Here is a 22,310-nt window from a genome sequence, read left to right as displayed (position 1 = left end):
CTCGACAGCTGTGACCAGGGCTGTCGCGCGTTGCCTGTGTTGCAAATGGTTCAGCAGAGGTCCGGGCGGTTACCCTGGCGGTTATGGCAGGAAAGTCGGGCAGTCGCGCTTCGTCCTCAACGACCTCGCGGTCGCGGACGGGGGCACGCGGCTCGTCGGGCGGTGCCAACCGGTCCCGCGGGACGTCGGCCAAAGCCGGAAACGCGAAGACCGGTACCGGCAGGGGAGCAGGCCGGAACGCCACGGCGAAGTCCTCCGGTAACTCGCGGAAGCCGCGCGCGGCGGGTTCGTCCGCGGCCAGGCGGGCACCGGCTTCGCGGTCCCGGTCCTCCACATCCCGAAAGCCCGCAGGGCGACGGCCGCACAATTCCGGCGGGGTCCTCGGAGCCCTCGGCAAGGGCGTCGCTGCGGGCTGGTTCATGACCGCTCGTGCTCTCGGCGCCACCACGCGGACGATGGGCATGGCCACCGACATCGAACACGGCCACCGTCGCGACGGCATCGCGCTGGGTCTCGTCGCTGTCGGCGTGGTCGTGGCGGGGTCGTTGTGGTTCGGCGTCGGCGGTCCGGTCGGCGACTGGGTCGAGACGGCGGTCCGGGCGACCGTGGGCGGCGCGGGCGCCGTGCTTCCACTCGTCGCCATCGGTATCGCCGTGACCCTGATGCGTACCGAACCGTTCCCCGAGATCCGGCCGCGACTCGTCCTCGGTGGGCTTCTCGTCGCACTCCCGGCGTTCGGGCTGTGGCACGTCGCGTCCGGTCTTCCGGGCGACGCCACCGGTCGGTCCGAGGGTGCGGGCTTCGTCGGTGCCGCAGTGGGCGGACCCCTGACCTCGGGGCTGACGGCGTGGCTGTCCGTCCCGCTGATGCTGCTCGCCGTCGGTTTCGGGATCCTGCTGCTGACCGGTACCACCATCCGCGAACTGCCCGACCTGTTCCGTGAGTACTTCGGCCTCGGATACCCGGCGGACGACGAATACGGGTACGAGTACGACGAGTACGGGGACTACGACGACGACCCGGGCGTGTACGACGACGGGTATCGCAGGGAGAAGCCGCGGTCGCGTCGTCGCGGGACTCCTGCCGAGAACTACCCGCCCGACGAGTTCGCCGAGGCCGACACCGAGATACTGCCGCTGTGGTCGGACGAGCCCACTCCGGACGCGGCCGCCCCACCCGAACCGGAACCCGCCGCCGCACCGCCGAAAACCCGCGCGAAACGCGCGGTGCCGGTCGCGGTGCCCGAACCGGAACCCGTGCCCGAGCCCGCCGACCCGGATGCTCTCGTCGTACCGGATCGTCAGGTCGACGGCGACTACGTCCTGCCCTCGCTGAGCCTGCTCACCAAGGGGGATCCGCCGAAGAAGCGATCCCCGGCGAACGACGAGATGATCGAGTCGATCACCGAGGTCCTCGAACAGTTCAAGATCGACGCCGCCGTCACCGGGTTCACCCGAGGGCCCACCGTCACCCGCTACGAGGTCGAACTCGGGCCAGGTGTGAAGGTCGAGAAGATCACCGCACTGGCCCGCAACATCGCTTACGCGGTCGCGACGGACAACGTCCGGTTGCTCGCACCGATCCCCGGGAAATCGGCGGTCGGTATCGAGGTGCCGAACTCGGACCGGGAACTGGTCAGGCTTTCGGATGTGCTTGCCGCCCCGTCGACCCGCCGCGACCACCATCCGCTCGTCATCGGTCTCGGCAAGGACATCGAGGGAGACTTCGTCTCCGCGAACCTCGCGAAGATGCCCCACCTGCTGGTCGCGGGTTCGACCGGGTCGGGCAAGTCGAGCTTCGTGAACTCGATGCTGGTCTCGTTGCTCATCCGGGCGACGCCGGAAGAAGTGCGGCTGATCCTGATCGACCCGAAGATGGTCGAACTGACTCCGTACGAAGGCATTCCGCATCTGATCACGCCCATCATCACGCAGCCGAAGAAGGCTGCGGCGGCTCTGGCCTGGCTGGTCGAGGAAATGGAACAGCGTTACCAGGACATGCAGGCCAACCGTGTGCGTCACATCGACGACTTCAACGCGAAGGTGAAGTCGGGCGAGATCACCGCACCGCTCGGTAGCGAACGCGTCTACCGGCCCTACCCGTACATCCTCGCCATCGTCGACGAGCTCGCCGACCTGATGATGACGGCACCACGCGACGTCGAAGAAGCGATCGTCCGGATCACCCAGAAGGCCCGCGCCGCCGGCATCCACCTCGTCCTGGCCACTCAGCGTCCCTCGGTGGACGTGGTCACCGGTCTGATCAAGACCAACGTCCCATCGCGCCTCGCCTTCGCGACGAGTTCGCTCACCGACTCGCGCGTCATCCTCGACCAGCCCGGTGCGGAGAAGCTCATCGGCATGGGCGACGGGTTGTTCCTTCCGATGGGCGCCGGCAAACCGGTTCGTATGCAGGGTGCCTTCATCACCGACGAGGAGATCTCCGCGGTGGTCGACGCCGCGAAGAACCAGGCCGAGCCCGAGTACACCGAGGGCGTCACCGCTCCCAAGGCAGGGGAGAAGAAGGACGTCGACGCCGACATCGGAGACGACCTGGATGTCTTCTTGCAGGCTGTCGAACTCGTGGTGACGAGCCAGTTCGGTTCCACCTCGATGCTGCAGCGGAAACTGCGCGTGGGGTTCGCGAAGGCAGGCAGGTTGATGGACCTGATGGAGACCCGCGGAGTGGTGGGTCCGAGCGAGGGCAGCAAGGCGCGCGAGGTGCTCGTCAAGCCGGACGAACTCGACGGGTTGCTGTACTCGATCCGCGGTGGCGGCGATCCGGACGACGTCGCATCCGGGGCCGGGGACGTCTGACACACCTGTGGCACAATCGTGTCAGCTGTGGAGGGGAGTATCCCCTAATTCGCGGCGGTCTCGTCAACACGTACGGCGCCGATGCCGTTCCGGGGCCGTCGGTCCGGCATTCATGCAGGGCGGGAGAGACCTCCGGCAGGTACACACCTACCGGAAGGCCGAGGTATGCACGTAACCCTGACGACCTGGTTGATCACAATCGCAGTGATTGTCGGGCTTTTCGTCTTCGATTTCTACGCCCACGTACGCAAACCGCACGCGCCGACGTTGCGCGAATCGGGTTTCTGGTCCGTGGTCTTCATCACGATCGCCATCCTCTTCGGCGTGGTCGTCTTCGTGGTGTGGGGGCCGACATACGGCGGGGAGTACTTCGCCGGTTACGTGACCGAAAAGGCACTGTCCGTCGACAACCTCTTCGTGTTCGTGATCCTGATGGCGACGTTCGCGGTTCCCCGGGAATACCAGCAGAAGGTGCTGACGATCGGCATTGTTCTCGCTCTCGTCATGCGCGGCCTGTTCATCGCGGTCGGCGCCGCCGCGATCAACGCGTACAGCTGGGTGTTCTACCTGTTCGGGATCTTCCTGATCTACACCGCCGTCAAGCTCATCCGTGACCACGGTGAGGACCCGGGAAGCATCTCCGAGAACAAGATGGTCGTTCTCGCGCGCAAGTTTCTGCCGGTCCACGACGAATACGACGGCGACAAGCTCGTCACCCGCATCGACGGCAAGAAGATGGTCACGCCGATGCTGCTGGCCCTCATCGCCATCGGCTTCACCGACATCCTGTTCGCGCTCGACTCGATTCCCGCGATCTACGGTCTGACCGAAGAGCCCTACCTGGTGTTCACTGCCAACGCCTTCGCCCTCATGGGCCTGCGGCAGCTCTTCTTCCTGATCGGCGGTCTGCTCGAGCGCCTGGTCTACCTGTCGTACGGGCTCTCGGTGATCCTCGCCTTCATCGGCGTCAAGCTCGTGCTGCACGCGCTGCACGAGAACACGCTCAGCTGGATCAACGGCGGCGAACATGTGGCGGTCCCCGAGATCTCCACCGGGCTGTCGCTGGCGGTGATCGTCGGGGTCCTCGTCATCACGACTGTCGCGAGCTTGCTGCGAACGCGGCAGGTCGACTCCGCTAAGCGCTGAAGACGCCCATCACCGGATTCCAGCCGGTGATACGCACTGCATCGATGAGGTCGCGTTGCGCGAACGGATCCTGAGCCATCAGGTCCCGCGCCGCGGCCTCATCGGCTACGTCGAGAAGGATCAGCGCACCGGACCCGTCGGTCCACGGACCCGTCGCCCGTACCCGTCCGTCGTCGACGAGACCGCTGAGCCACGCCCGGTGCTTCGGGCGGTGCTCGTCGCGGGCCGCGGCGGTGGAGTCGGAGTACGTATATTCGACTGCGAACAGTGCCATGGGGTCCTCGATTTCGTGGGATACGGGCGTCGCGCGCTCAGAGTGTGAGCAACATCCGGGTATTCCCGAGCGTGTTCGGCTTCACGTAGCTCAGGTCCAGGAATTCGGCGACACCGGTATCGTACGACCGGCACATCTCGGCGTAGACCTCGGCGGTGACGGGGGTGCCCTCGATCTCGGTGAACCCGTGGCGGGCGAAGAAGTCCACTTCGAAGGTCAGCACGAACAGCCGCTCGAGTTCGAGTTCCCGAGCTACCTCGATCAGCCGGCCGACCAGCAGATGGCCGGCTCCGCGGCCCTTGACCTGCGGATCCACGGCCACGGTGCGCACCTCCCCGAGGTCGGACCACAGCACGTGAAGGGCACCGCAACCGACGACACGCCCGTCCGATTCGGCCACCCAGAACTCCTGGACGGCTTCGTACAGGGTCACCAAGTTCTTCTCGAGAAGGATCCTGCCCGAGTAGATGTCGATGAGTCGCTTGATTTCCGGCACGTCGGACGTTCGGGCCCGACGCACGACCATACGATCGGTTGTGCTGGATTCCGGCGCCGCTGAAGTCATGCGGTGAACAGTAGCGCGTGCAGCTAGCGATATTGTGGGGCCCATGAGCACGCCCCGCCAGCACGTCGCCGCATCGGGCGGGAGTGGCGCCGCCCCGGGACCGAACGCCGGTTCCCCGCACGATCCCGTGCCCTTGTGGAACATCGCGAACATCCTGACGGTAGTGCGAATCGCGCTGGTTCCGGTCTTCCTGGTGTTGCTGTTCGTCGGCGACGGTCACGACACCGGATGGCGGCTCGCAGCCACAGCCGTCTTCGCGATCGCGGCGGTCACCGACCGCATCGACGGACAGTTGGCGCGCCGGTACGGCCTGGTCACGGACTTCGGCAAAATGGCCGATCCCATCGCCGACAAGGCACTCATCGGCGCCGCGCTCGTCGGACTCTCACTCCTCGGGGACCTCACGTGGTGGGTCACCGCAATCATCGCAGCCCGCGAACTCGGCATCACCGCGATGCGATTCGCTGTGCTGCGGCACGGCGTCATCCCGGCGAGTCGGGGCGGCAAGGCCAAGACCTTCGTCCAGACCCTCGCCATCGGGATCTACCTGCTTCCGCTGCCGGACGCGATCGCGCCCGTAGCGGTGGCCCTCATGGTCCTCGCGGTCGCGCTGACCGTCGTCACCGGACTCGACTACGTCGTCCAGGCGGTCCGGTTGCGCACGGCCGTGAAGGCCGGCGAACCCTCCCACGACGACACCGGTGACCGGGCTTCGTCGTGACCACGCCCGACCCGCTCGTTTCCGCGACCTCGGCCGGGGACCTCGTCGCGGAGTTGTCGGCGCGCGGCCAGACCGTCGCGACCGCGGAGTCGCTCACCGCCGGCCTGCTCGCCGCCACCATCGCGGGTGTTCCGGGAGCGAGCGCGGTGCTACGCGGCGGCCTGATCGTGTACGCCACCGACCTGAAGGCAACTCTGGCCGGCGTCGACGACGAGAACCTCGCGCACGACGGTCCCGTCTCGGAGCCCACCGCGGCAGCGCTGGCGGAGGGCGCGCGTACCCGATGCGGCGCCACCTGGGGGCTGGGGTTGACCGGAGTCGCCGGGCCGGACGACCAGGACGGACGGCCACCGGGCACGGTGTATCTGGGCATCAGCGGTCCCGGGGGCACCGTCGTGAGCCGGCCGGAAGTGCGTGGAAACCGGTGGGACATCCGCCTCGGATCGGTCGATGCCGCCGTGTCGGGGCTACTCGCCCGCCTACACGCGACCTCGGCGTTGTAATGTCTGGACACCGCGTTCTCGAGGTTCGATCGGGGAGCGGGAACCTGGCAGCTCTCCGGGACGTTGTCGGGGTATAGGTACGAAGGACGAAGGAGGATGCGATGGCGCTGTTGCTACGCGAAGCACTAGGGGACAGCCTTCGGCGTACCCGTGTGTCGCAGAGCCGCACCCTGCGCGAAGTCTCCAGCAGCGCCAGGGTCAGCCTTGGGTATCTCTCCGAGATCGAACGTGGGCGCAAAGAAGCGTCGAGCGAGCTTCTCGCAGCGATCTGTGACGCGCTCGCCGTCCCGCTCTCCGATGTCCTTTCAGACGTGAGCGAGTCGCTGGCGGACGCAGTTCCCAGGCGCAATGGTATGAACGACCGGGTTGCCGAGGTCGGGATCTCCGAACTCGCGGGATCCGACGGGGTGGCGAGGGATTCTGCGCTGATTGCGCAAGAGACCAGAGTTGTGATCCCCGCACCGGCGGCGCGGGCGCTGGCTGCCGCCTAACATGGACTGAAGTGAAGATCGCTCCGGGGTATCCGGCGCGGATGAGTGGACATATCCGGCTCGCCTCCAGCGGTGATCCGGGCTCGGCAGGTTGGGACCGCCGGGATGTGACCGGCAGGGCGGTCCGGAATCGGTGCGCGAGGGCCGCGCATCGGGTCGCGTTCGGCGCGGCGTACCAGATGGAGGCGGGATCACACCCATGGCTAATCCGTTCGTCAAGGGTTGGAAGTACCTGATGGCGCTGTTCAACTCCAAGATCGATGAGAAGGCCGATCCGAAGGTCCAGATTCAGCAGGCCATCGAGGACGCTCAGCGTCAGCACCAGGCCCTCTCGCAGCAGGCCGCGTCCGTCATCGGAAACCAGCGGCAGCTCGAGATGAAGCTCAATCGTCAGCTGGACGAAGTGGAGAAGCTCAACGCCAGTGCCCGGCAGGCCGTGATGATGGCCGATCAAGCTAATGCTGCGGGCGACACCGAGAAGGCCATCCAGTACACCAACGCCGCCGAAGCTTTCGCCGCGCAACTCGTCACCGCCGAGCAGTCCGTCGAGGATCTGAAGGTGCTGCACGACCAGTCTCTGCAGGCTGCCGCGCAGGCCAAGAAGGCCGTGGAGCAGAACGCGATGGCGCTGCAGCAGAAGGTCGCCGAGCGCACCAAGCTGCTCAGCCAGCTCGAGCAGGCCAAGATGCAGGAGCGGGTCAGCGAGTCTCTGCGGTCGATGGATTCGACGCTGTCGGCTCCGGGCACCACGCCGAGCCTCGATGCGGTCCGCGAGAAGATCGAGCGTCGCTACGCCAATGCGCTCGGTTCGGCCGAACTCGCCCAGAACACGGTGCAGGGACGGATGCTCGAGGTGCAGCAGGCGACCGTCCAGATGGCCGGCCACAGCCGTCTCGAGCAGATCCGCGCCTCGATGAAGGGCGACGCCCTTCCCGGTGCCCCTGCGACGCCGGCCGTCGACATCGGCAAGGAGCCGCCTGCCGCCGCAGGCAGTGCCGGCAGCCAGTAACGCTCGCGAACCCGCCAGGAGCGTGACATCGCAATGAACGAACTCGGAAGCGGCCGGGCCGGAAGCATTTCCGGCCCGGCCGCTGCCGCACTCAGAGACGCCACGGGCGCGGCGGTGGATGCCGCGCGCCGCTGGCGCGACCCTGCCGCGAAACTCCGGCGCAAGAAGCGCCGTGCCCGGCGCCGTGCCCGGTTGTTCGGGGTGGCCGGGGGCACCTGGGGTATCGGCACCGCAACGCTCGCGGCGGCATCGGCGCCGGACTGGACGATCGTCGCCACGGGTGGTGTGACCGCGGCGTGTGTGGTGCCTGCGGTGATGGCGGTGCGGACGTTCCGCCGGCTCGACGCAGTGCCGTTGCCGCCCCCGGGACCGGGCCTGCGCAAGTTGCCGCCCGCCGGATCGGTGGCGCGCGCACCCATGGAAAGACTGTCGGCCGACGAACAGAGCCTGGCCCGGTTGCTCGGCGTCCTCGCGCGGTCGGGTGCGGTTGCTGCGGACGATCTCGAGGAGATCGGCGACGCGGCACGCGCGGCCTCGTCGGCGCTCGATGCAGTGGTCGAAGACGTCGTCGCTCTCGAAGCGGCCTCGCGGGGGAGCGCTGCCGCAGGTGCGCATCTCGACACCGCGATCACCGCGGCGGGACAACGACTCGAATCGGGTGTCGATCAGTTCGAAGAACTCGTCGCGGCGGCGGCACGCCTGGCTGCCGCACCCGAGAGCAGTCGCTCGATGGCCCTGCTCGAACAGCATCGTGCCGAACTGATCACCACCTCGGACAAGCTCGAAAGCTGGGCATTGTCGTGGCAGGAGGTCGCCAGGATCGAACGGCCGTACCGGGACCGCTCCTAGCCGGGTGCCTCCGGTCCGGTGCCTCGGCGCGGACTCGGCCGGGCGTCCTCAGTCGTCGACGCCGCGGGCGGCGAGAGCTTCCCCCATGGCCTCGGCGGTCATGAGCGCGCCGACCACGACCGGCACGACCAGCGCGCGCAGCGAGAATCCCAGACCCCGCGCCTTCCGTGCTTCGGTGACCCGGGCGACGACCGTGCCCAGCAACGGAATCGCCCGGATGGTCATCACGAGGACGAGGCCCACCCGGTCCGGATCGACGCCGACACGGCGGAGCGGGCGCGCGGCGGCGACGATCGCGTCGAGCATGTCCGTCATACGAGTCGTCAAGGTGACCAGAGCGGCGAGCGCTACGGCCACTAGCAGCGAACCGCAGATAACGACGGCGCGTTCCCAGCCCGCGACGGCCCACTGGAACGCGCCGACGAACGCCAGCATCCACACGATCGGGCGCAACTGAACCACGGTGAGCCGCAACGGGATCCGAGCTGTCGAATAGGCGATCACCGCGACCGATGCGGCCGGTACCACCTGCCAGGGTTGCCGGACCCACAGGCTCAGGAACACGATGATCGACGCGGTGACGACGAGTTTCGGGCCGGCGGGAAGCCGATGCAGTACCGACGTCCCGGGGTGGTAGAGACCGAAGGTGTTCACCCGATCAGCTGCCGGTAGAAGGCGAGGGCGGGCCGGGGCTCGTCGTCGGCGACGATGTGCGCCGAATCCACGACGATCACCCGGTCGAAGTCGGTGAGCAGATCCAGGTTGTGGGTCACGACCACCAGTTGCTGACGGAGCGCGGAGAACGTGCGTGCGATCAGTTTGGTGTTGCGCAGGTCCAGCAAGGTGGTGGGTTCGTCGGCGACCAGCACCTCCGGATCGGTGACCATGATCGCTGCCAGCGCGAGAAGCTGCTTCTGGCCTCCCGAGAGCAGATGGCTGGGGTGATCGTGGTGGCCCGCGAGACCGAATTCGTCGAGCACCTCCCGGACCCGCTCGGCGCGCTCCGCCTTTCCGAGTGCGCTGCGTCGCAGGGAGAAGGCCACGTCTTCGGCGACCGTCGGCATCACGATCTGGTGGTCGGGGTCGGTGAAGACGAACCCGACACGTTTGCGGACTTCCCGGCCTTTTCTCGCGGTGTCGAAGCCGTCGACCGTCACGGAACCGGCGGTCGGCACCACAAGGCCGTTGATCATCCGCGCGAGGGTCGACTTGCCGCTGCCGTTCGCCCCCACGATCCCGATCCGCTGCTGGGTCAACGTCAGGTCGATGCCGTCGAGGACGGTCCGGTCACCGTAGGAGTGACGGACCTGCCGGAAGCAGATTTCGCTCATCGACCGGGATGCCCGTCTGTCAGTGCGTCGGGTCGGGCGCGGGCTGCCGGGGGATCCGCGCGGAGAGGAGGGCCGGATAAGCGCGATGCACCTGCGCGGCGACTGCCGCTGCGACGACCGCTTTGCCGAGGTCTCCCGGCAGGAAGGCGACGTTCGCGGCGAGCGCGGCCCACACCGTCAGGTCCGTGCGGAGCACCATCCCGGCGATCCCGAAGGTGTACAGCACGACGATGCCGCCCAGTACGTTCACGCCTATGCCCAGGACTGTCCTGTACCGGGGGAGCATCCGCATGCTCAGCCAGCCGATCACCGCGACGGCGGGAATCCAGCCGATCAGGAAGCCGGCGGTGGGTCCGGCCAGCGACGTGAGGGTCGTACGGCCACCGGCGAGCACGGGCAGGGCGAGACCGAGCACGATCACCGTCATGACCGACAGGACGCCCTTGCGGGCGCCGAGCAGCGCACCGGTCAACATCACACCGAGGGATTGGAGCGTGATGGGCACACCGGACGACCCGATGCTGATCTGGCCGGGCAGACCCAGCGCGATGATGAGCGCGGCGAACACAGCGATCTGCGCGAGATCGCGAGCGGGGATACGACGGGTCGAGGACACGTTCTCTCAGCCTTCTGCCAGCGGATCGGGGGGCGACGGGGTCGGACGTGTAGAGCGTAAGGGTCCGGGGCGTTCCCCACGCCACCACCCCTGCTCGGGGTGCACCCCCGAGACCGCGCACCGGTGCGCTGCGGGTATCCCCTGATCTTTTCCTGAACTACGCGATGACGTGGTGTTTTTCCGTCGCGACGGTGTGAGGATCGGATGTGTACGACAGCGACGGTGCCTCAGGTGCCAGGTGGGAGAAACCCGATGTTCTGGAAGATCGTAGGAATGGTCGCGCTCGTGTGGGTCGGCCTCGCGGTGATCGGCGCCCTGTTCGACCACCTGTTCGGCATTCTCGTGCTCAGCGCGATCATCTTCGGCGGATACCTGCTGTACAAGGCGATGTCGGGCAGCGACAAGCACGACGACGTCACTCGTTTCTGAACCGCTCGGCGGAGAACGAACGGCTGCGACCCCGGCGGTACGGTCCGCCGGGTCGTCCTCGTGGTGTCCCCGTGAAGCGTCGCGGGAGAGCCGCCCGCGGGTGGATAGTGGACGGATGGAACCGGTACCCGAGGCCTGGCATTGCGGCGTCGTGGTGGTGGCACACCCGGACGACATCGAATACGGAACCGCGGCGGCGGTCGCGAGATGGGTCCGGCAGGGCAAGGACATCCGGTACGTCCTCGCGACGAGCGGTGAAGCGGGCATCGCCGGTCTTCAGCCGGCGCAGTCCGCACCCGTACGCGAGGACGAGGAGCGGGCGTCCGCCCGGATCGTCGGTGTGGACTCGGTCGAGTTCCTCGGGCATCCCGACGGGCGACTCGTCGCCGGACTCGAACTGCGTCGAGACATCGCCGCGGCGATCCGGCGGCACCGACCCGAAATGGTCGTGACGGCCCACTTCGGAGCGACCTGGTTCCCCGGAGTGCTCAACAGCGCCGACCATCGCGCACTCGGCATCTGCGTTCTCGACGCGGTGGCGGATGCCGCCAACGAATGGATCTTTCCGGAGTTGACGCGCGACGGGTACGAACCGTGGGCGCAGGTCCGCTGGATTGCAGTCAACACACCGACCCCGACACACGGGGTCGACGTCACCGAGACCGTCGAGATCGCCGAGCGCTCTCTCGCGGCGCACCGGCGATATCTCGAAGCATTGAGCGCGACGGACGTCGCAGAGCAGGCACGGGCGCAGGTGCAGACGGCCTCGCAGGCGCTGCCGGGGTTCCCGGCCGAGCGTGCCGTGGGGTTCGAGCTGTTCACCGTCACGGGGTAGCGCGGCGGGCCGTCCGGATCGGTGTGTGGCAGTCTGATCTGCGTGCGAGTGGCGGTGGTAGCAGGACCTGATGCAGGGCACGCGATTCCGGCGATCGAACTGTCGCGCCGATTCGCGGCCGCCGGTCACGAAGCGATCCTGTTCACCGGCAAGCGCTGGTTCGGCATCGACGTGCCGGGAGTGACGGTCGTCGAACTGAAGGGACTGGCACCGCGGGCCGACGACGACGACTCCGACGCCGGATCCAAGATCCACGCGCGTGCCGCTCATATCGCGACGGAGATGCTCCAGGACCTCAGCGCCCTGCTTCCGGATCTCGTGGTGTCCGACGTCATCACTTCCGGGGGCGGGATGGCGGCCGAGCGGCTGGGGATTCCCTGGGTCGAGTTGTCGCCGCACCCGCTCTACCGTCCCTCACGCGGGTTGCCGCCGATCGGAAGCGGGCTGGCGGTGGGCACCGGACTGGCAGGACGGGCACGTGACAGCCTCCTGCGGGCCATGACCGCACGATCGGTGCGCAAGGGTGAGCGCGACAGGGCCGCCGCTCGGGCCGGAATCGGTCTGCCCGCCAGGGATCCCGGACCGCGCGCGAGGCTCGTCGCGACGGTGCCCGCGCTGGAGGTGCCGCGGCCGGACTGGCCGGTGAACGCCCATGTCGTGGGGCCGCTGTTGTGGGAGCCCACCGACGTGGTGCTCGACCCGCCGCCGGGCACCGGGCCCCTGGTGATGGTGGCGCCGTCGACCGCCACCACCGGGGTGACGGGCATGGTCGAGGCGGTGTGCGAAGGACTCGCGGGTGCGGGGATGCGGGTCGCGGCCACCATGCTCGACCCGCCGTCCGGTTCGCTGCCGGACTGGGCCGTCGCGGGTCTCGGCCGCCAGGACGTACTGCTTCGCGTCGCCGACGTCGTGGTGTGCGGCGGGGGACACGGGATGCTCGCAAAGGCATTGAGTGCGGGTGTGCCCGCCGTGATCGTCCCCGGCGAAGGCGACCAATGGGAACTGGCGAACCGGGCCGCCCGACAGGGCTCGGCCGTGGTGGTGCGGCCACTCGATGCGGGAGCGGTACGGGCCGCGGTGGACACCGTCCTGTCGAGGCCGGAGTTCGCGGCCGCTGCCCGTGCTGCTGCGGCCACCGCGGGCAGCGTCGAAGACCCGGTCGCGGTGTGTGAAGCCGTTCTCCACTGAGATCCCCACGGAGTCGGCGGAACCGAAATGCCGTGGGTGGATGCGGCGCCGCATCCGCGGGGGCGACTACCGTGGGGCGCGTGCGCTTGACGGAATTCCACGAGATGGTCCGAGACGAATTCGGGCAGATGCACGGTGATGCCCTGCTGCGAGACCATGTGCTCCTCGAACTCGGCGGCCGTACCGCCGCCGAGGCGATCGAGGCGGGCCAGGAACCGCGGGAGGTGTGGCGTGCCCTGTGCGAGGAGTTCGATGTGCCGCCCGCGCGGCGGTGACCGGCGCGAAGCGCACCGCGTGAACGTTCGAATCAGGGTATTCGAACAAATGTTCGTCTATGATGGTGTGGCCGGGCGGTGACGATGCCGTCCACACGAAGCGAATCCATCCACAGAAGAGACGTTCTGTGCTCGCCGCAGCGAACTTGTCGGTACCGGCTTCTAACGTCGTAGACAAGCAGGACGAGATTCGATGAAGGGGACCAACATGGCAGCACAGACACACGATCGCGAAAAGGCGCTCGAACTCGCCCTCGCACAGATCGACAAGAACTTCGGCAAAGGCTCGGTCATGCGACTGGGGGAGGAATCCCACCAGCCCATCGCGGTGATCCCGACGGGCTCGATCGCCCTCGACGTCGCACTCGGCATCGGCGGTCTTCCGCGTGGCCGCGTCGTCGAGATCTACGGACCGGAATCCTCCGGTAAGACGACTGTCGCGCTGCATGCGGTCGCAAATGCTCAGGCCAACGGTGGTCTCGCCGCCTTCATCGATGCGGAGCACGCACTCGACCCGGACTACGCGCGCAAGCTCGGCGTCGACACCGATGCGCTCCTCGTCTCCCAGCCCGACACCGGTGAGCAGGCACTCGAGATCGCAGACATGCTGATCCGCTCCGGTGCCCTCGACATCATCGTGATCGACTCGGTGGCGGCTCTCGTGCCGCGAGCCGAGATCGAAGGTGAGATGGGCGACAGCCACGTCGGCCTGCAGGCGCGGCTCATGAGCCAGGCCCTGCGCAAGATGACCGGCGCCCTCAGCAACTCCGGCACCACCGCGATCTTCATCAACCAGTTGCGCGAGAAGATCGGCGTGATGTTCGGTAGCCCCGAAACCACCACCGGTGGTAAGGCGCTGAAGTTCTACGCCTCCGTCCGGCTCGACGTACGCCGGATCGAGACGCTCAAGGACGGCGGCGACGCAGTGGGCAACCGCACGCGCGTGAAGGTCGTCAAGAACAAGGTGTCGCCCCCGTTCAAGCAGGCAGAGTTCGACATCCTGTACGGCCAGGGCATCAGCAAGGAAGGTTCGCTGATCGACATGGGTGTCGAACACGGGTTCATCCGGAAGTCGGGTTCCTGGTACACGTACGAGGGCGACCAGCTCGGCCAGGGCAAGGAAAACGCCCGCAAGTTCCTGCTCGAGAACACCGATGTGCGCGACGAGATCGAGAAGAAGATCAAGGAGAAGCTCGGCATCGGAGCTGTACTGACCGCCGGAGAAGCCGAGGAGCCGGCCGACTTCTAGGACGCCAGGCGTTCACGACGACAGGGATCGACCGACACGGTCGGTCCCTTCGTCGTATCCGAGCGCCGGTCGGTGCCCACCCGGAGCGGTCGGTGCCCTCGTCTAGGGTCCGAACCATGGACGAGAGCAACCGAGGCGACAACCGGGTGAGCACCCGACGTGGGAACAGTCGCGGGCCCCGCGCCGAGCGGGGGACAGGCACGGAACCGGGTGGGGGAACCGAAGCGCAGGCGAAGGACGTGTGCCTCCGCCTGCTGACGGACCGTGCCCGCAGCCGCGCCGAACTCGCCGCGAAGCTCGAGCAGAAGGGTTTCACGCCCGAGGTCGCAGAACGTACGCTCGATCGTCTCACCGAGGTCGGGCTGATCGACGACGCAGACTTCGCCGCGCAGTGGGCGCGCTCGCGACACCTGTACTCCGGGAGGGGAAAGCGCGCGATCGCGCTCGAGTTGCGACGTAAGGGAGTCGACGCCGACGATGCCGAAGCAGCCCTCGAGCAGATCGACAGCGACGACGAACGAGAGCGTGCCGTCGAACTGGTCCGAAAGAAACTTCGTACCCAGCCGCCGCTGTCCACCGAGGGCGATCGACGCGAACAGGCGCTCGAGCGCGACAAGGTGGTGCGGCGGCTGGTGGGAATGCTGGCCCGGCGCGGCTACGCGCAGGGTATGGCCTTCGATGTGGTCCGGCAGGAACTCGCGGCTTTCGGTGCCGAAACCGAAGACCTGCCCGTCGACTGAGAGAGCTAGCGCTTGTCGGTGATGTCCATGCCCGGAACGGCCAGCACCGGGACGGTCTGCGGGCTTTCCGCGGGGACCGGGCCCTTCTTGTTGCGGCCGGATCGCAAGCGCTTCTCGAGGCGCGTCGCGAACTGCGTCAGAGCACTGTTGAGGACGATCATGATGGCCGCGACCACGAGCAGCGACGGCAGGTAATTGGAGAAGAACGCGCCGAGTTGCTGCCCGGACCGCACCACTTCGACATACCCGATGAGGTAGCCGAGGGCGGAGTCCTTCAGTGCGATCACCATCTGCGACACGATCGCCGGAAGCATCACGGTCACCGCCTGCGGAAGCAGGATCAGCCGCATGATCTGGTTCTTGCGCATCCCGATCGCGGACGCGGCCTCCGTCTGACCGCGCGGAAGCGAGTTGATCCCCGCGCGCACGATCTCGGCGATCACCGAACCGTTGTAGAGCGTCAGGCCGGTGATGACCGCCGCCAGTGCCAGATAGTCCGACTTGAAGACGCGGTACTCGGCGAAGACCTGGTAGGCGAAGATCATCAGGATCAGGACGGGGACAGCCCTGAACAGTTCGACGATCGTCCCCGAGATGATCCGGATCGAGCGGTGCTCCGACAGCCGGGCGATGCCGAGCACGGCACCGAGAACAAGTGCCAGAACGATCGAGGCGGCCGCCGCGATGAGTGTGCCCCGGATACCGGGCAGGAGATAGGTTGTCCAACTGCTCGATTCGAGGAACGGTTCCCACTTGGCAGCGGTGAGCTGGCCTTGGCTGTCGAGGGACCGGTAGATGAACCACGCGGCGAGCAGCAGCAGCGCGACCACGACCACCGACAGGATCCGGTAGATCGCCTTCGCGCGGGGGCCGGGCACGTCGTAGAGAACACTTCCTTGTGCACTCATCGTGCCACCTCGAATCGCTTGCTCAGCCAGCCGAAGAGCAGGCCGGTGGGGAGGGTCAGGATCACAAATCCGAGTGCGAAGATGGCGCCGATCGCGAAGATCGCTGCCTCGTTCTCGATCATCGTCTTCATCAGCAGCGAGGCCTCGGAGACGCCGATCACCGATGCGATGGTCGAGTTCTTCGTCAGGGCGATCAACACCGAACCGAGGGGCGCGATCACCGCGCGAAATGCCTGGGGCAAGACGATGAGCCGGAGATTCTGCCCGAAGGTGAGGCCCAGGGACCGGCCGGCCTCGGACTGGCCGAGGGACACGGTATTGATGCCCGAGCGCAGGGATTCGCAGACGAACGCGGCGGTGTACACGGTCAGACCGAGCACGGCGAGGCGAAAGTTGTTGTCGACGAGGAACGTCGGGGAGGACTCCGAGGCAAGCCTGACGCCGAGTGTCTGGGACAGCCCGAACAGGCAGAAGATGATGATCAGCGTCAGTGGGGTGTTACGGAAGATCGTTACGTACGCGGCGCCGAGGGCTCTCGCGACGGGGATGGGGGAAACCCGCATGCCGGCGAGGATCGTTCCGAGGATCAGCGCGCCGATCGCCGACACGACGGTCAACTGGATCGTGGTCCAGAACGCATCGAGCAGCTGGCTTCCGTACTTGCTCAACAGATCCACAGGTCTACTCCGGATCGAGGGGAGGGCGGTTGCCGGAGTGTTCCGGCCGGCTCGCGACTTTGTCGGCGAGCCGGCCGAGGATCACTTTCGGCGGGGACTTCCGGAACCGGATCGACCGGTGCCGGGGTAACTCAGTACTTGTCGACCGTGGGCGCCGCGGGCAACGGGTAACCCGACGCGCCGACCGTCTCCTGGAACGCAGATTCCCATGCGCCGCTGGAGATCATCTCTTCGATCGCGTTGTTGATCGCGGTGCGCGACTCGTCGTCGCCGAGGGCCAGGCCGACGCCGTAACGCTCCTCGGTGAACGGCTCACCGACGACCTTGAACTCGCCGGGGCTCTGCGCTGCGTAGCCGGCGAGGATGATGTCGTCGGTGGTCACCGCATCGACGGCACCGTTCCGGAGCGCCTCGACGCATGCGGAGTAGGTGTCGAATTCCTGCAACTGGACGTCCTGCGCGTAGGTGTCCTTGACCTTCTGCGCCGGGGTCGAACCTGCGACCGAGCAGAGGCGCTTGCCACCGTTGAGCGAATCGGGGCCGGTGATGTCGGTGTTGTCCGAGCGCACGAGCAGCGACTGGCCGGCGACGAAGTACGGGCCGGCGAAGTCGACCTTCTCCTTGCGGGAATCGGTGATCGAGTAGGTCGCGACGACGTAGTCGACCTCACCGTTCTGGATGAGGGTCTCGCGTTGTGCGGACGGGGCTTCCTTGAACTCGATGTTCTCTTCCGAGACGCCGAGCTGGCCGGCGATGTACTTCGCAACCTCGACGTCGAACCCGGTGAAGGTTCCGTCGGGGTTGCGCAGGCCGAGCCCCGGCTGATCGAACTTGATGCCGACGGTCAGGTTGCCGTTCTCGGCAGAATTCGACACGCTGCGCGTCTCGTCGCCGCCGCAGGCCGTCGCGGTGACGGCAACGGCGAGAATGCCGATGCCCAGGCGGATCGAGCGGGACAGTTTCATCGAGTACCTCCGGTTGCGGGTGTCGTGCGGCGGAAAAACGGCGCGGACTTCGCCGCACCGGCGTTGTAAGGATCTCGTGGAGGGCAGGCGCGCCTACACGGGGTCGATCAATGGCTGAGGATCTTGCCGAGGAAGTCCTTGGCGCGATCGGAACTGGGGGAGGTGAAGAACGTCTCGGGGTCGGTGTCTTCGACGATCCGGCCGTCCGCCATGAACAGCACCCGGTCGCCGGCCTTGCGGGCGAAGCCCATTTCGTGGGTCACGACGACCATCGTCATGCCCTCTTTTGCCAACGAGGTCATGACGTCGAGGACTTCCTGAACCATTTCGGGATCGAGCGCCGAGGTGGGTTCGTCGAACAGCATCACCTTCGGGTTCATGGCGAGCGCCCGCGCGATGGCGACGCGCTGCTGCTGGCCGCCCGACAACTGCGCGGGGTACTTGTCGGCCTGGTTGGCGATGCCCACGCGTTCGAGGAGCTGCAGGGCAGCCTCGCGCGCTTGGTCCTTCTTCATTTTTCGCACCTTCAGCGGCCCGAGCGTGACGTTCTCGAGGATCGTCTTGTGGGCGAAGAGGTTGAAGGACTGGAAGACCATCCCGACATCGGAGCGGAGCTTCGCGAGCGCCTTGCCCTCGGCGGGAAGCACGGTGCCGTCCACCCGGATCTCACCGGAGTCGATCGGTTCGAGCCGGTTGATCGTCCGGCACAGCGTGGATTTACCCGACCCGGACGGCCCGACCACGATCACCACCTGCCCGCGGGGGACTTCGATGTTGATGTCCTGCAGCACGTGAAGGTCGCCGAAGTGCTTCTCGACCTGGGAGAGGGAGATCATCGGGGTCGTGCTGTCCGGTTCGTCGGACGGCTTCTCCGTCCCGGCTGCCGCTGATGTCATGGGGTGACCCTATGTCGTCGGAGGGCCAATTCCTCGCATTTCGGGCCGCATAGCGACCGCTGTCACGGAAAATTTACGGCTCCTCCGTAAAAGAGACCGGCCGGTCGGGCGCCGGCGTCACCGGCAGGAGGCCGCCTCGTGCGCGTGAGCTACCCTGAGACGTGTCATTGATCGACGAGAAAGAACCCCGCGCCGCCGCCCGGACCTACGAAGTCCGTACGTACGGCTGCCAGATGAACGTGCACGATTCCGAGCGTCTGTCCGGATTGCTCGAGGACGCCGGTTTTCACCGTGCCACCCCAGGAGTCAACCCTGACCTGGTGGTTTTCAACACGTGCGCTGTGCGGGAGAACGCCGACAACAAGCTCTACGGCAACCTCAGTCATCTGCGTCCCGTCAAGGACGAGAACCCTGACATGCAGATCGCGGTCGGTGGCTGCCTCGCCCAGAAGGACCGTAGTCTCGTCGTCCAGAAGGCGCCGTGGGTCGATGTGGTCTTCGGCACGCACAACATCGGCAACCTCCCTGCCCTGCTCGAGCGGGCGCGGCACAACCGCCGCGCGGAAGTCGAAATACTGGACTCCCTCGAGGCGTTTCCGTCGACGCTTCCCGCCAAGCGCGAGTCGGCCTACGCGGGCTGGGTGTCCATCTCCGTCGGCTGCAACAACACGTGCACGTTCTGCATCGTGCCGGCGCTGCGGGGCAAGGAAGTCGACCGTCGCCCCGGCGACATCCTCGCCGAGGTCAAGGCCCTCGTCGACGAAGGCGTCCTCGAAGTGACGTTGCTGGGGCAGAACGTGAACTCCTACGGCCGCTCGTTCGCCGATCCCGAACAACCTCGCGACCGGGGTGCGTTCGCGTCCCTGCTGCGCGCGTGTGGAGACATCGAGGGCCTCGAACGGGTGCGCTTCACCTCGCCGCACCCGGCGGAGTTCACCGACGACGTCATCGAGGCGATGGCGCAGACACCGAACGTGTGCCCGCAGTTGCACATGCCGCTGCAGTCCGGCAGCGACCGGATCCTGCGAGCGATGCGCCGTTCGTACCGCAAGGAACGCTTCCTCGGCATCATCGACCGGGTCCGGGCCGCCATGCCGAACGCCGCGATCACCACCGATATCATCGTCGGCTTCCCCGGCGAGACCGAGGAGGACTTCCAGGAAACCCTCGACGTCGTCGAAAAGGCCCGTTTCACGAGCGCGTTCACCTTCCAGTACTCCAAGCGTCCCGGTACGCCCGCCGCCGACATGGACGATCAGGTCCCCAAGGCCGTCGTGCAGGAACGCTACGAGCGGCTCATCGCCCTCCAGGAGCGCATCACGCTCGAGGCGAACCGGGAACTCGTGGGCACCGAGGTGGAACTGCTCGTCGCGGCCGGGGAAGGGCGCAAGAACGCCGAGACCGCACGGATGAGCGGGCGAGCCCGCGACGGCAGGCTCGTGCATTTCCGTCCCGAGGGGAACATCGACACCGCGGTCCGTCCGGGCGACGTGATCACCGTCGTCGTGACCGGGGCGGCACCGCACCACCTCGTCGCCGACGACCCGATACTGACCCACCGCCGGACCCGTGCCGGAGACCACTTCGAGCAGGGCAAGCTTCCGAAGACACCGCCGATCGGTGTGGGACTGGGGCTGCCGACGATCGGCGCGCCCGCCGCCCTCCCGACCCAGATGGGATGTAACACATGACCGAGGAGATTCGTGCCGGCCTCGAGGCAGCCGAACGCAACGCCGCCAAAGAGATCGATCCCGGTGCACGCGCGATGTTCGTGGCGATCGCAGTACTCGTGTTGCTCGGCTCGTTCACTCTCCCGCACGCGGGTTCGGCGAACGGCTGGGAGGTGCTCGCCTTCGCCCCCGACGCGGCGGCGCAGCAGATCGCTCTCCCGTCCCGGCTGTTCGTGTGGTTCGCCCTGATCTTCGGCGCCCTCGGTTCGATCCTCGCCCTGCTCACTCGCAGGTGGGTCGCGGCATGGGTGACGCTGGCAGGTTCCTCGGTGACCCTCGTGTTCGGCATGTTGTCGATCTGGACGCGTCAGACGCTGCCGGTCGAGTCGACGGCCGGTGGCCCGGGCTTCGGCATCGTGCTGGGCTGGATCGCGATGATGGTGATCGTGTTCCACTGGGCGCGCGTGGTGTGGGCGCGGACGTCCGCGCAACTCGAAGCCGAAAGCGACCTGCGTCGCGTCGTTGCAGAGGACGACCGTCCGCGGCTGTTCCGCGACACATAGAACGCTTTCGCTCGCAGACGGATGCGACGATGCCCCTCTCCGGATCGGCCATCCGGAGAGGGGCATCGTCGCAACTGCCGTCGGGTTGTGGCTGTCAGAGTTCGCCGACCGCACCCTCGGCGGCTTCGGCCCACTCCCGCCACTGCGAAGCCTGCGCGAGGGCCTGTTCGGCTTCCTTCGTCCGGCCGTTCGCGGTGGCCTTGGCAGCCTGCTCCTCGAACTGACTCACCCGCTCCCGGAACTGTGCGGCCCGGGCGAGGGCTTCGGGATCGGTGCGACGCCACTCCGAGTCGGCTGCCTCGCGTACGCGCTTCTCGACGGCGCGCAGCCGGCTCTCGAGGTCGTGCGTGCGCTCGCGCGGAACCTTCCCGATCGCTTCCCACTTGTCCTGAAGCTCACGCAACTGCGCCCGCGCGGCCTCGACATCCACGGACGGGTCGATCGTCGCTGCCGTCTCGAGGAGAGCTTCCTTGGCGCGCGCGTTCTCCTCGAACTCGGCTTCGCGCTCCGCATTCGCATCGTTGCGCGCCGCGAAGAACACGTCCTGCGCGCCCTTGAAACGCTTCCACAGCTGGTCGTCCGCTTCGCGCGGCGCACGGCCCGCAGCCTTCCACTCGGCGAGCAGATCGCGGAAGGTGGCTGCCGTCGCACCCCAGTCCGTCGAATCCTGCAGGGACTCGGCCCGCGCGACGAGCTCTTCCTTGCGGCTCTTCGCCGACGCTCGCTCACGGTCCAGTTCGGCGAAGTGCGCACCGCGACGACGGTTGAACGCTTCGCGGGCCTTGGAATACCGGCGCCACAGGACGTCGTCGACCTTCCGGTCGACTCCGCGGATCGACTTCCACTCGTCGAGGATCTCGCGGAGACGGTCGCCCGCGGCCTTCCACTGCGTGGATTCGGCACCGATCTCTTCCGCCTCGGCGGCGAGAGCCTCCTTCCGCGCGGTCGCCTCGGCGCGCTGCTGCTCCTTCTCGTGCTTGGCGGCGGCCGCAGCATGCTCGGAGGCCGTGATGATCTCCGTCAGACGCGTGGCGAGAGCGTCGAGGTCCCCGATGACCGCGGCGGTCGGCAGGGCTTCGGCGAGCGCCTCGGCTGCGGCGCGGGTCTTCTTGATGTCCCCGGTTCCGGAAGCCAGCCGGGTCTCGAGAATCGCCACCTCCGTGGCCAGATCGTCGTACCGGCGTCCGAAGTGAGCGAGCCCCTCGGCGGCGTCACCGGCCTGCCAAGAGCCGATGCATCGTTCTCCGTCGGCGGTGACGACCCATGCGGTGCCGTCCTCGTCCACCCTTCCGAACCGGCTCGGATCGCTCGCGGGCACCGAGGGCATGTGCGGATGATTCTGGGATGTGACCGGATGCGGCTTGGGATGGGAGTCGGCGGTGTGCACGCCGGCAGACGCCGCTGCCTTCACCGGGCCCGGACGCGGGCCGCCGGGCTTGGGCGGTCCGGGCCGGGGTGCTCCACCGGACGTCTGCTCCACTGCCGATTCCTGTGCATTCGGGTCGCTCATCAGTACCTCATCTCTGCCGCGCGGCACGGCTGCCTGGTCGCATCGCTCTACCGCAGGTCGGGTCGCGGGACTCCGTGACCACAC

25 protein-coding genes are annotated in these 22,310 nt (G+C 67.2%); 15 read left to right on the top strand and 10 right to left on the bottom strand.

Annotated features, from left to right (window positions below; genetic code table 11):
• Positions 1-83 precede the first annotated feature (83 nt).
• Both RDCOP1_RS02915 and RDCOP1_RS02910 read left to right on the top strand, forming a co-directional pair.
• Positions 84-2,816 (top strand): DNA translocase FtsK, encoded by a 2,733-nt coding sequence (locus RDCOP1_RS02915; RefSeq protein WP_174555751.1) that lies wholly within the window; start codon positions 84-86, stop codon positions 2,814-2,816.
• Between the two features lie 165 nt (positions 2,817-2,981).
• Positions 2,982-3,962, top strand: a complete 981-nt coding sequence (locus RDCOP1_RS02910) for a TerC family protein (protein WP_072698537.1) — start codon at positions 2,982-2,984, stop codon at positions 3,960-3,962.
• Here the strand turns inward: RDCOP1_RS02910 and RDCOP1_RS02905 are convergent.
• Positions 3,952-4,236, bottom strand: coding sequence for a YciI family protein (locus RDCOP1_RS02905; protein WP_072698536.1), 285 nt, complete (start codon positions 4,234-4,236; stop codon positions 3,952-3,954). The two genes, RDCOP1_RS02910 and RDCOP1_RS02905, sit on opposite strands and share 11 nt — an antisense overlap.
• Positions 4,237-4,273: 37 nt before the next feature.
• Positions 4,274-4,762, bottom strand: coding sequence for an amino-acid N-acetyltransferase (locus tag RDCOP1_RS02900; protein ID WP_072698535.1), 489 nt, complete (start codon positions 4,760-4,762; stop codon positions 4,274-4,276).
• A gap of 82 nt (positions 4,763-4,844) precedes the next feature.
• Here RDCOP1_RS02900 and pgsA point away from each other — a divergent pair, with 82 nt between their 5' ends.
• From pgsA to pspM, 5 genes are all read left to right on the top strand, one after another.
• Entirely contained in the window at positions 4,845-5,522 is a 678-nt protein-coding gene (pgsA, locus tag RDCOP1_RS02895; protein WP_072698534.1) for a CDP-diacylglycerol--glycerol-3-phosphate 3-phosphatidyltransferase, read from the top strand.
• Positions 5,519-6,025, top strand: coding sequence for a CinA family protein (locus RDCOP1_RS02890; protein WP_072698533.1), 507 nt, complete (start codon positions 5,519-5,521; stop codon positions 6,023-6,025). The genes pgsA and RDCOP1_RS02890 overlap by 4 nt, the downstream gene beginning before the upstream one ends.
• Positions 6,026-6,126: 101 nt before the next feature.
• The gene (locus tag RDCOP1_RS02885) at positions 6,127-6,516 is read left to right on the top strand and encodes a helix-turn-helix domain-containing protein (protein WP_072698532.1); all 390 of its coding nucleotides are present in this window, start codon (positions 6,127-6,129) and stop codon (positions 6,514-6,516) included.
• A gap of 199 nt (positions 6,517-6,715) precedes the next feature.
• Positions 6,716-7,525, top strand: coding sequence for a PspA/IM30 family protein (locus tag RDCOP1_RS02880; protein WP_072698531.1), 810 nt, complete (start codon positions 6,716-6,718; stop codon positions 7,523-7,525).
• Positions 7,526-7,558: 33 nt separating this feature from the next.
• Positions 7,559-8,374 (top strand): phage shock envelope stress response protein PspM, encoded by an 816-nt coding sequence (pspM, locus tag RDCOP1_RS02875; RefSeq protein WP_072698530.1) that lies wholly within the window; start codon positions 7,559-7,561, stop codon positions 8,372-8,374.
• A gap of 48 nt (positions 8,375-8,422) precedes the next feature.
• Here the strand turns inward: pspM and RDCOP1_RS02870 are convergent, their stop codons facing one another.
• From RDCOP1_RS02870 to RDCOP1_RS02860, 3 genes are read right to left on the bottom strand one after another with little or no spacing between them, the layout of a single operon-like run.
• Positions 8,423-9,028 carry an energy-coupling factor transporter transmembrane component T family protein gene (locus tag RDCOP1_RS02870; protein ID WP_072698529.1) on the bottom strand — a complete coding sequence of 202 codons (606 nt, stop codon included), beginning with the start codon at positions 9,026-9,028 and terminating at the stop codon, positions 8,423-8,425.
• Positions 9,025-9,705 (bottom strand): energy-coupling factor ABC transporter ATP-binding protein, encoded by a 681-nt coding sequence (locus tag RDCOP1_RS02865; protein WP_072698528.1) that lies wholly within the window; start codon positions 9,703-9,705, stop codon positions 9,025-9,027. Before RDCOP1_RS02865 ends, RDCOP1_RS02870 begins: the two co-directional genes overlap by 4 nt.
• Before the next feature lie 19 nt (positions 9,706-9,724).
• Positions 9,725-10,321, bottom strand: coding sequence for a biotin transporter BioY (locus tag RDCOP1_RS02860; RefSeq protein WP_072698527.1), 597 nt, complete (start codon positions 10,319-10,321; stop codon positions 9,725-9,727).
• A gap of 252 nt (positions 10,322-10,573) precedes the next feature.
• Between RDCOP1_RS02860 and RDCOP1_RS21430 the strand changes: the two genes are divergently transcribed.
• The 6 genes from RDCOP1_RS21430 (at position 10,574) to recX (ending at position 15,037) form a co-directional block, all read left to right on the top strand.
• Positions 10,574-10,750: a hypothetical protein gene (locus tag RDCOP1_RS21430; RefSeq protein WP_169848806.1), complete on the top strand. Its 177-nt coding sequence runs from the start codon at positions 10,574-10,576 to the stop codon at positions 10,748-10,750.
• 115 nt (positions 10,751-10,865) lie between these two features.
• Positions 10,866-11,585 carry a PIG-L deacetylase family protein gene (locus RDCOP1_RS02855; protein ID WP_072698526.1) on the top strand — a complete coding sequence of 240 codons (720 nt, stop codon included), beginning with the start codon at positions 10,866-10,868 and terminating at the stop codon, positions 11,583-11,585.
• Positions 11,586-11,627: 42 nt separating this feature from the next.
• The gene (locus tag RDCOP1_RS02850; protein WP_072698525.1) at positions 11,628-12,773 is read left to right on the top strand and encodes a glycosyltransferase; all 1,146 of its coding nucleotides are present in this window, start codon (positions 11,628-11,630) and stop codon (positions 12,771-12,773) included.
• 80 nt (positions 12,774-12,853) lie between these two features.
• Complete coding sequence (locus tag RDCOP1_RS02845) at positions 12,854-13,048, top strand: DUF3046 domain-containing protein (protein ID WP_072698863.1); 195 nt, start codon at positions 12,854-12,856, stop codon at positions 13,046-13,048.
• 208 nt (positions 13,049-13,256) lie between these two features.
• Positions 13,257-14,297, top strand: coding sequence for a recombinase RecA (recA, locus tag RDCOP1_RS02840; RefSeq protein ID WP_072698524.1), 1,041 nt, complete (start codon positions 13,257-13,259; stop codon positions 14,295-14,297).
• A gap of 116 nt (positions 14,298-14,413) precedes the next feature.
• Positions 14,414-15,037, top strand: coding sequence for a recombination regulator RecX (gene recX, locus RDCOP1_RS02835; protein WP_072698523.1), 624 nt, complete (start codon positions 14,414-14,416; stop codon positions 15,035-15,037).
• A gap of 5 nt (positions 15,038-15,042) precedes the next feature.
• On the opposite strand, the gene RDCOP1_RS02830 is transcribed toward recX, so the two are convergent.
• The 4 genes from RDCOP1_RS02830 to RDCOP1_RS02815 form a co-directional block, all read right to left on the bottom strand.
• The gene (locus RDCOP1_RS02830) at positions 15,043-15,945 is read right to left on the bottom strand and encodes an amino acid ABC transporter permease (RefSeq protein ID WP_072698522.1); all 903 of its coding nucleotides are present in this window, start codon (positions 15,943-15,945) and stop codon (positions 15,043-15,045) included.
• Positions 15,942-16,622: an amino acid ABC transporter permease gene (locus RDCOP1_RS02825; RefSeq protein WP_072698521.1), complete on the bottom strand. Its 681-nt coding sequence runs from the start codon at positions 16,620-16,622 to the stop codon at positions 15,942-15,944. Before RDCOP1_RS02825 ends, RDCOP1_RS02830 begins: the two co-directional genes overlap by 4 nt.
• A gap of 131 nt (positions 16,623-16,753) precedes the next feature.
• Positions 16,754-17,587 (bottom strand): glutamate ABC transporter substrate-binding protein, encoded by an 834-nt coding sequence (locus RDCOP1_RS02820; RefSeq protein WP_072698520.1) that lies wholly within the window; start codon positions 17,585-17,587, stop codon positions 16,754-16,756.
• 107 nt (positions 17,588-17,694) lie between these two features.
• Complete coding sequence (locus RDCOP1_RS02815) at positions 17,695-18,423, bottom strand: amino acid ABC transporter ATP-binding protein (protein ID WP_169848814.1); 729 nt, start codon at positions 18,421-18,423, stop codon at positions 17,695-17,697.
• Between the two features lie 221 nt (positions 18,424-18,644).
• Between RDCOP1_RS02815 and miaB the strand changes: the two genes are divergently transcribed.
• Together miaB and RDCOP1_RS02805 are read left to right on the top strand one after the other, a co-directional pair.
• Positions 18,645-20,174: a tRNA (N6-isopentenyl adenosine(37)-C2)-methylthiotransferase MiaB gene (miaB, locus tag RDCOP1_RS02810; RefSeq protein ID WP_072698518.1), complete on the top strand. Its 1,530-nt coding sequence runs from the start codon at positions 18,645-18,647 to the stop codon at positions 20,172-20,174.
• Positions 20,171-20,716, top strand: coding sequence for an Rv2732c family membrane protein (locus RDCOP1_RS02805; protein WP_072698517.1), 546 nt, complete (start codon positions 20,171-20,173; stop codon positions 20,714-20,716). The genes miaB and RDCOP1_RS02805 overlap by 4 nt, the downstream gene beginning before the upstream one ends.
• Positions 20,717-20,810: 94 nt before the next feature.
• Here the strand turns inward: RDCOP1_RS02805 and RDCOP1_RS02800 are convergent, their stop codons facing one another.
• Positions 20,811-22,226, bottom strand: a complete 1,416-nt coding sequence (locus tag RDCOP1_RS02800; RefSeq protein ID WP_072698516.1) for a DUF349 domain-containing protein — start codon at positions 22,224-22,226, stop codon at positions 20,811-20,813.
• Positions 22,227-22,310: the final 84 nt, after the last annotated feature.

This window comes from Rhodococcus coprophilus NBRC 100603, assembly GCF_001895045.1.
In the GTDB taxonomy this organism is placed as follows: domain Bacteria; phylum Actinomycetota; class Actinomycetes; order Mycobacteriales; family Mycobacteriaceae; genus Rhodococcus; species Rhodococcus coprophilus.
Note: the sequence above shows the minus strand (reverse complement) of the source record. Positions and strands in the feature narration are given on the sequence as shown.

What these genes read in the sequence shown, in the direction of transcription:
- RDCOP1_RS02915 (WP_174555751.1), top strand. Translation starts at nt 84, where the DNA reads ATGGCAGGAAAGTCGGGCAGTCGCGCTTCGTCCTCAACGACCTCGCGG.
- RDCOP1_RS02910 (WP_072698537.1), top strand. Translation starts at nt 2,982, where the DNA reads ATGCACGTAACCCTGACGACCTGGTTGATCACAATCGCAGTGATTGTC.
- RDCOP1_RS02905 (WP_072698536.1), bottom strand. Translation starts at nt 4,236, where the DNA reads ATGGCACTGTTCGCAGTCGAATATACGTACTCCGACTCCACCGCCGCG.
- RDCOP1_RS02900 (WP_072698535.1), bottom strand. Translation starts at nt 4,762, where the DNA reads ATGGTCGTGCGTCGGGCCCGAACGTCCGACGTGCCGGAAATCAAGCGA.
- pgsA (WP_072698534.1), top strand. Translation starts at nt 4,845, where the DNA reads ATGAGCACGCCCCGCCAGCACGTCGCCGCATCGGGCGGGAGTGGCGCC.
- RDCOP1_RS02885 (WP_072698532.1), top strand. Translation starts at nt 6,127, where the DNA reads ATGGCGCTGTTGCTACGCGAAGCACTAGGGGACAGCCTTCGGCGTACC.
- RDCOP1_RS02880 (WP_072698531.1), top strand. Translation starts at nt 6,716, where the DNA reads ATGGCTAATCCGTTCGTCAAGGGTTGGAAGTACCTGATGGCGCTGTTC.
- pspM (WP_072698530.1), top strand. Translation starts at nt 7,559, where the DNA reads ATGAACGAACTCGGAAGCGGCCGGGCCGGAAGCATTTCCGGCCCGGCC.
- RDCOP1_RS02865 (WP_072698528.1), bottom strand. Translation starts at nt 9,705, where the DNA reads ATGAGCGAAATCTGCTTCCGGCAGGTCCGTCACTCCTACGGTGACCGG.
- RDCOP1_RS21430 (WP_169848806.1), top strand. Translation starts at nt 10,574, where the DNA reads ATGTTCTGGAAGATCGTAGGAATGGTCGCGCTCGTGTGGGTCGGCCTC.
- RDCOP1_RS02855 (WP_072698526.1), top strand. Translation starts at nt 10,866, where the DNA reads ATGGAACCGGTACCCGAGGCCTGGCATTGCGGCGTCGTGGTGGTGGCA.
- recA (WP_072698524.1), top strand. Translation starts at nt 13,257, where the DNA reads ATGGCAGCACAGACACACGATCGCGAAAAGGCGCTCGAACTCGCCCTC.
- recX (WP_072698523.1), top strand. Translation starts at nt 14,414, where the DNA reads ATGGACGAGAGCAACCGAGGCGACAACCGGGTGAGCACCCGACGTGGG.
- RDCOP1_RS02830 (WP_072698522.1), bottom strand. Translation starts at nt 15,945, where the DNA reads ATGAGTGCACAAGGAAGTGTTCTCTACGACGTGCCCGGCCCCCGCGCG.
- RDCOP1_RS02820 (WP_072698520.1), bottom strand. Translation starts at nt 17,587, where the DNA reads ATGAAACTGTCCCGCTCGATCCGCCTGGGCATCGGCATTCTCGCCGTT.
- RDCOP1_RS02815 (WP_169848814.1), bottom strand. Translation starts at nt 18,423, where the DNA reads ATGATCTCCCTCTCCCAGGTCGAGAAGCACTTCGGCGACCTTCACGTG.
- RDCOP1_RS02805 (WP_072698517.1), top strand. Translation starts at nt 20,171, where the DNA reads ATGACCGAGGAGATTCGTGCCGGCCTCGAGGCAGCCGAACGCAACGCC.
- RDCOP1_RS02800 (WP_072698516.1), bottom strand. Translation starts at nt 22,226, where the DNA reads ATGAGCGACCCGAATGCACAGGAATCGGCAGTGGAGCAGACGTCCGGT.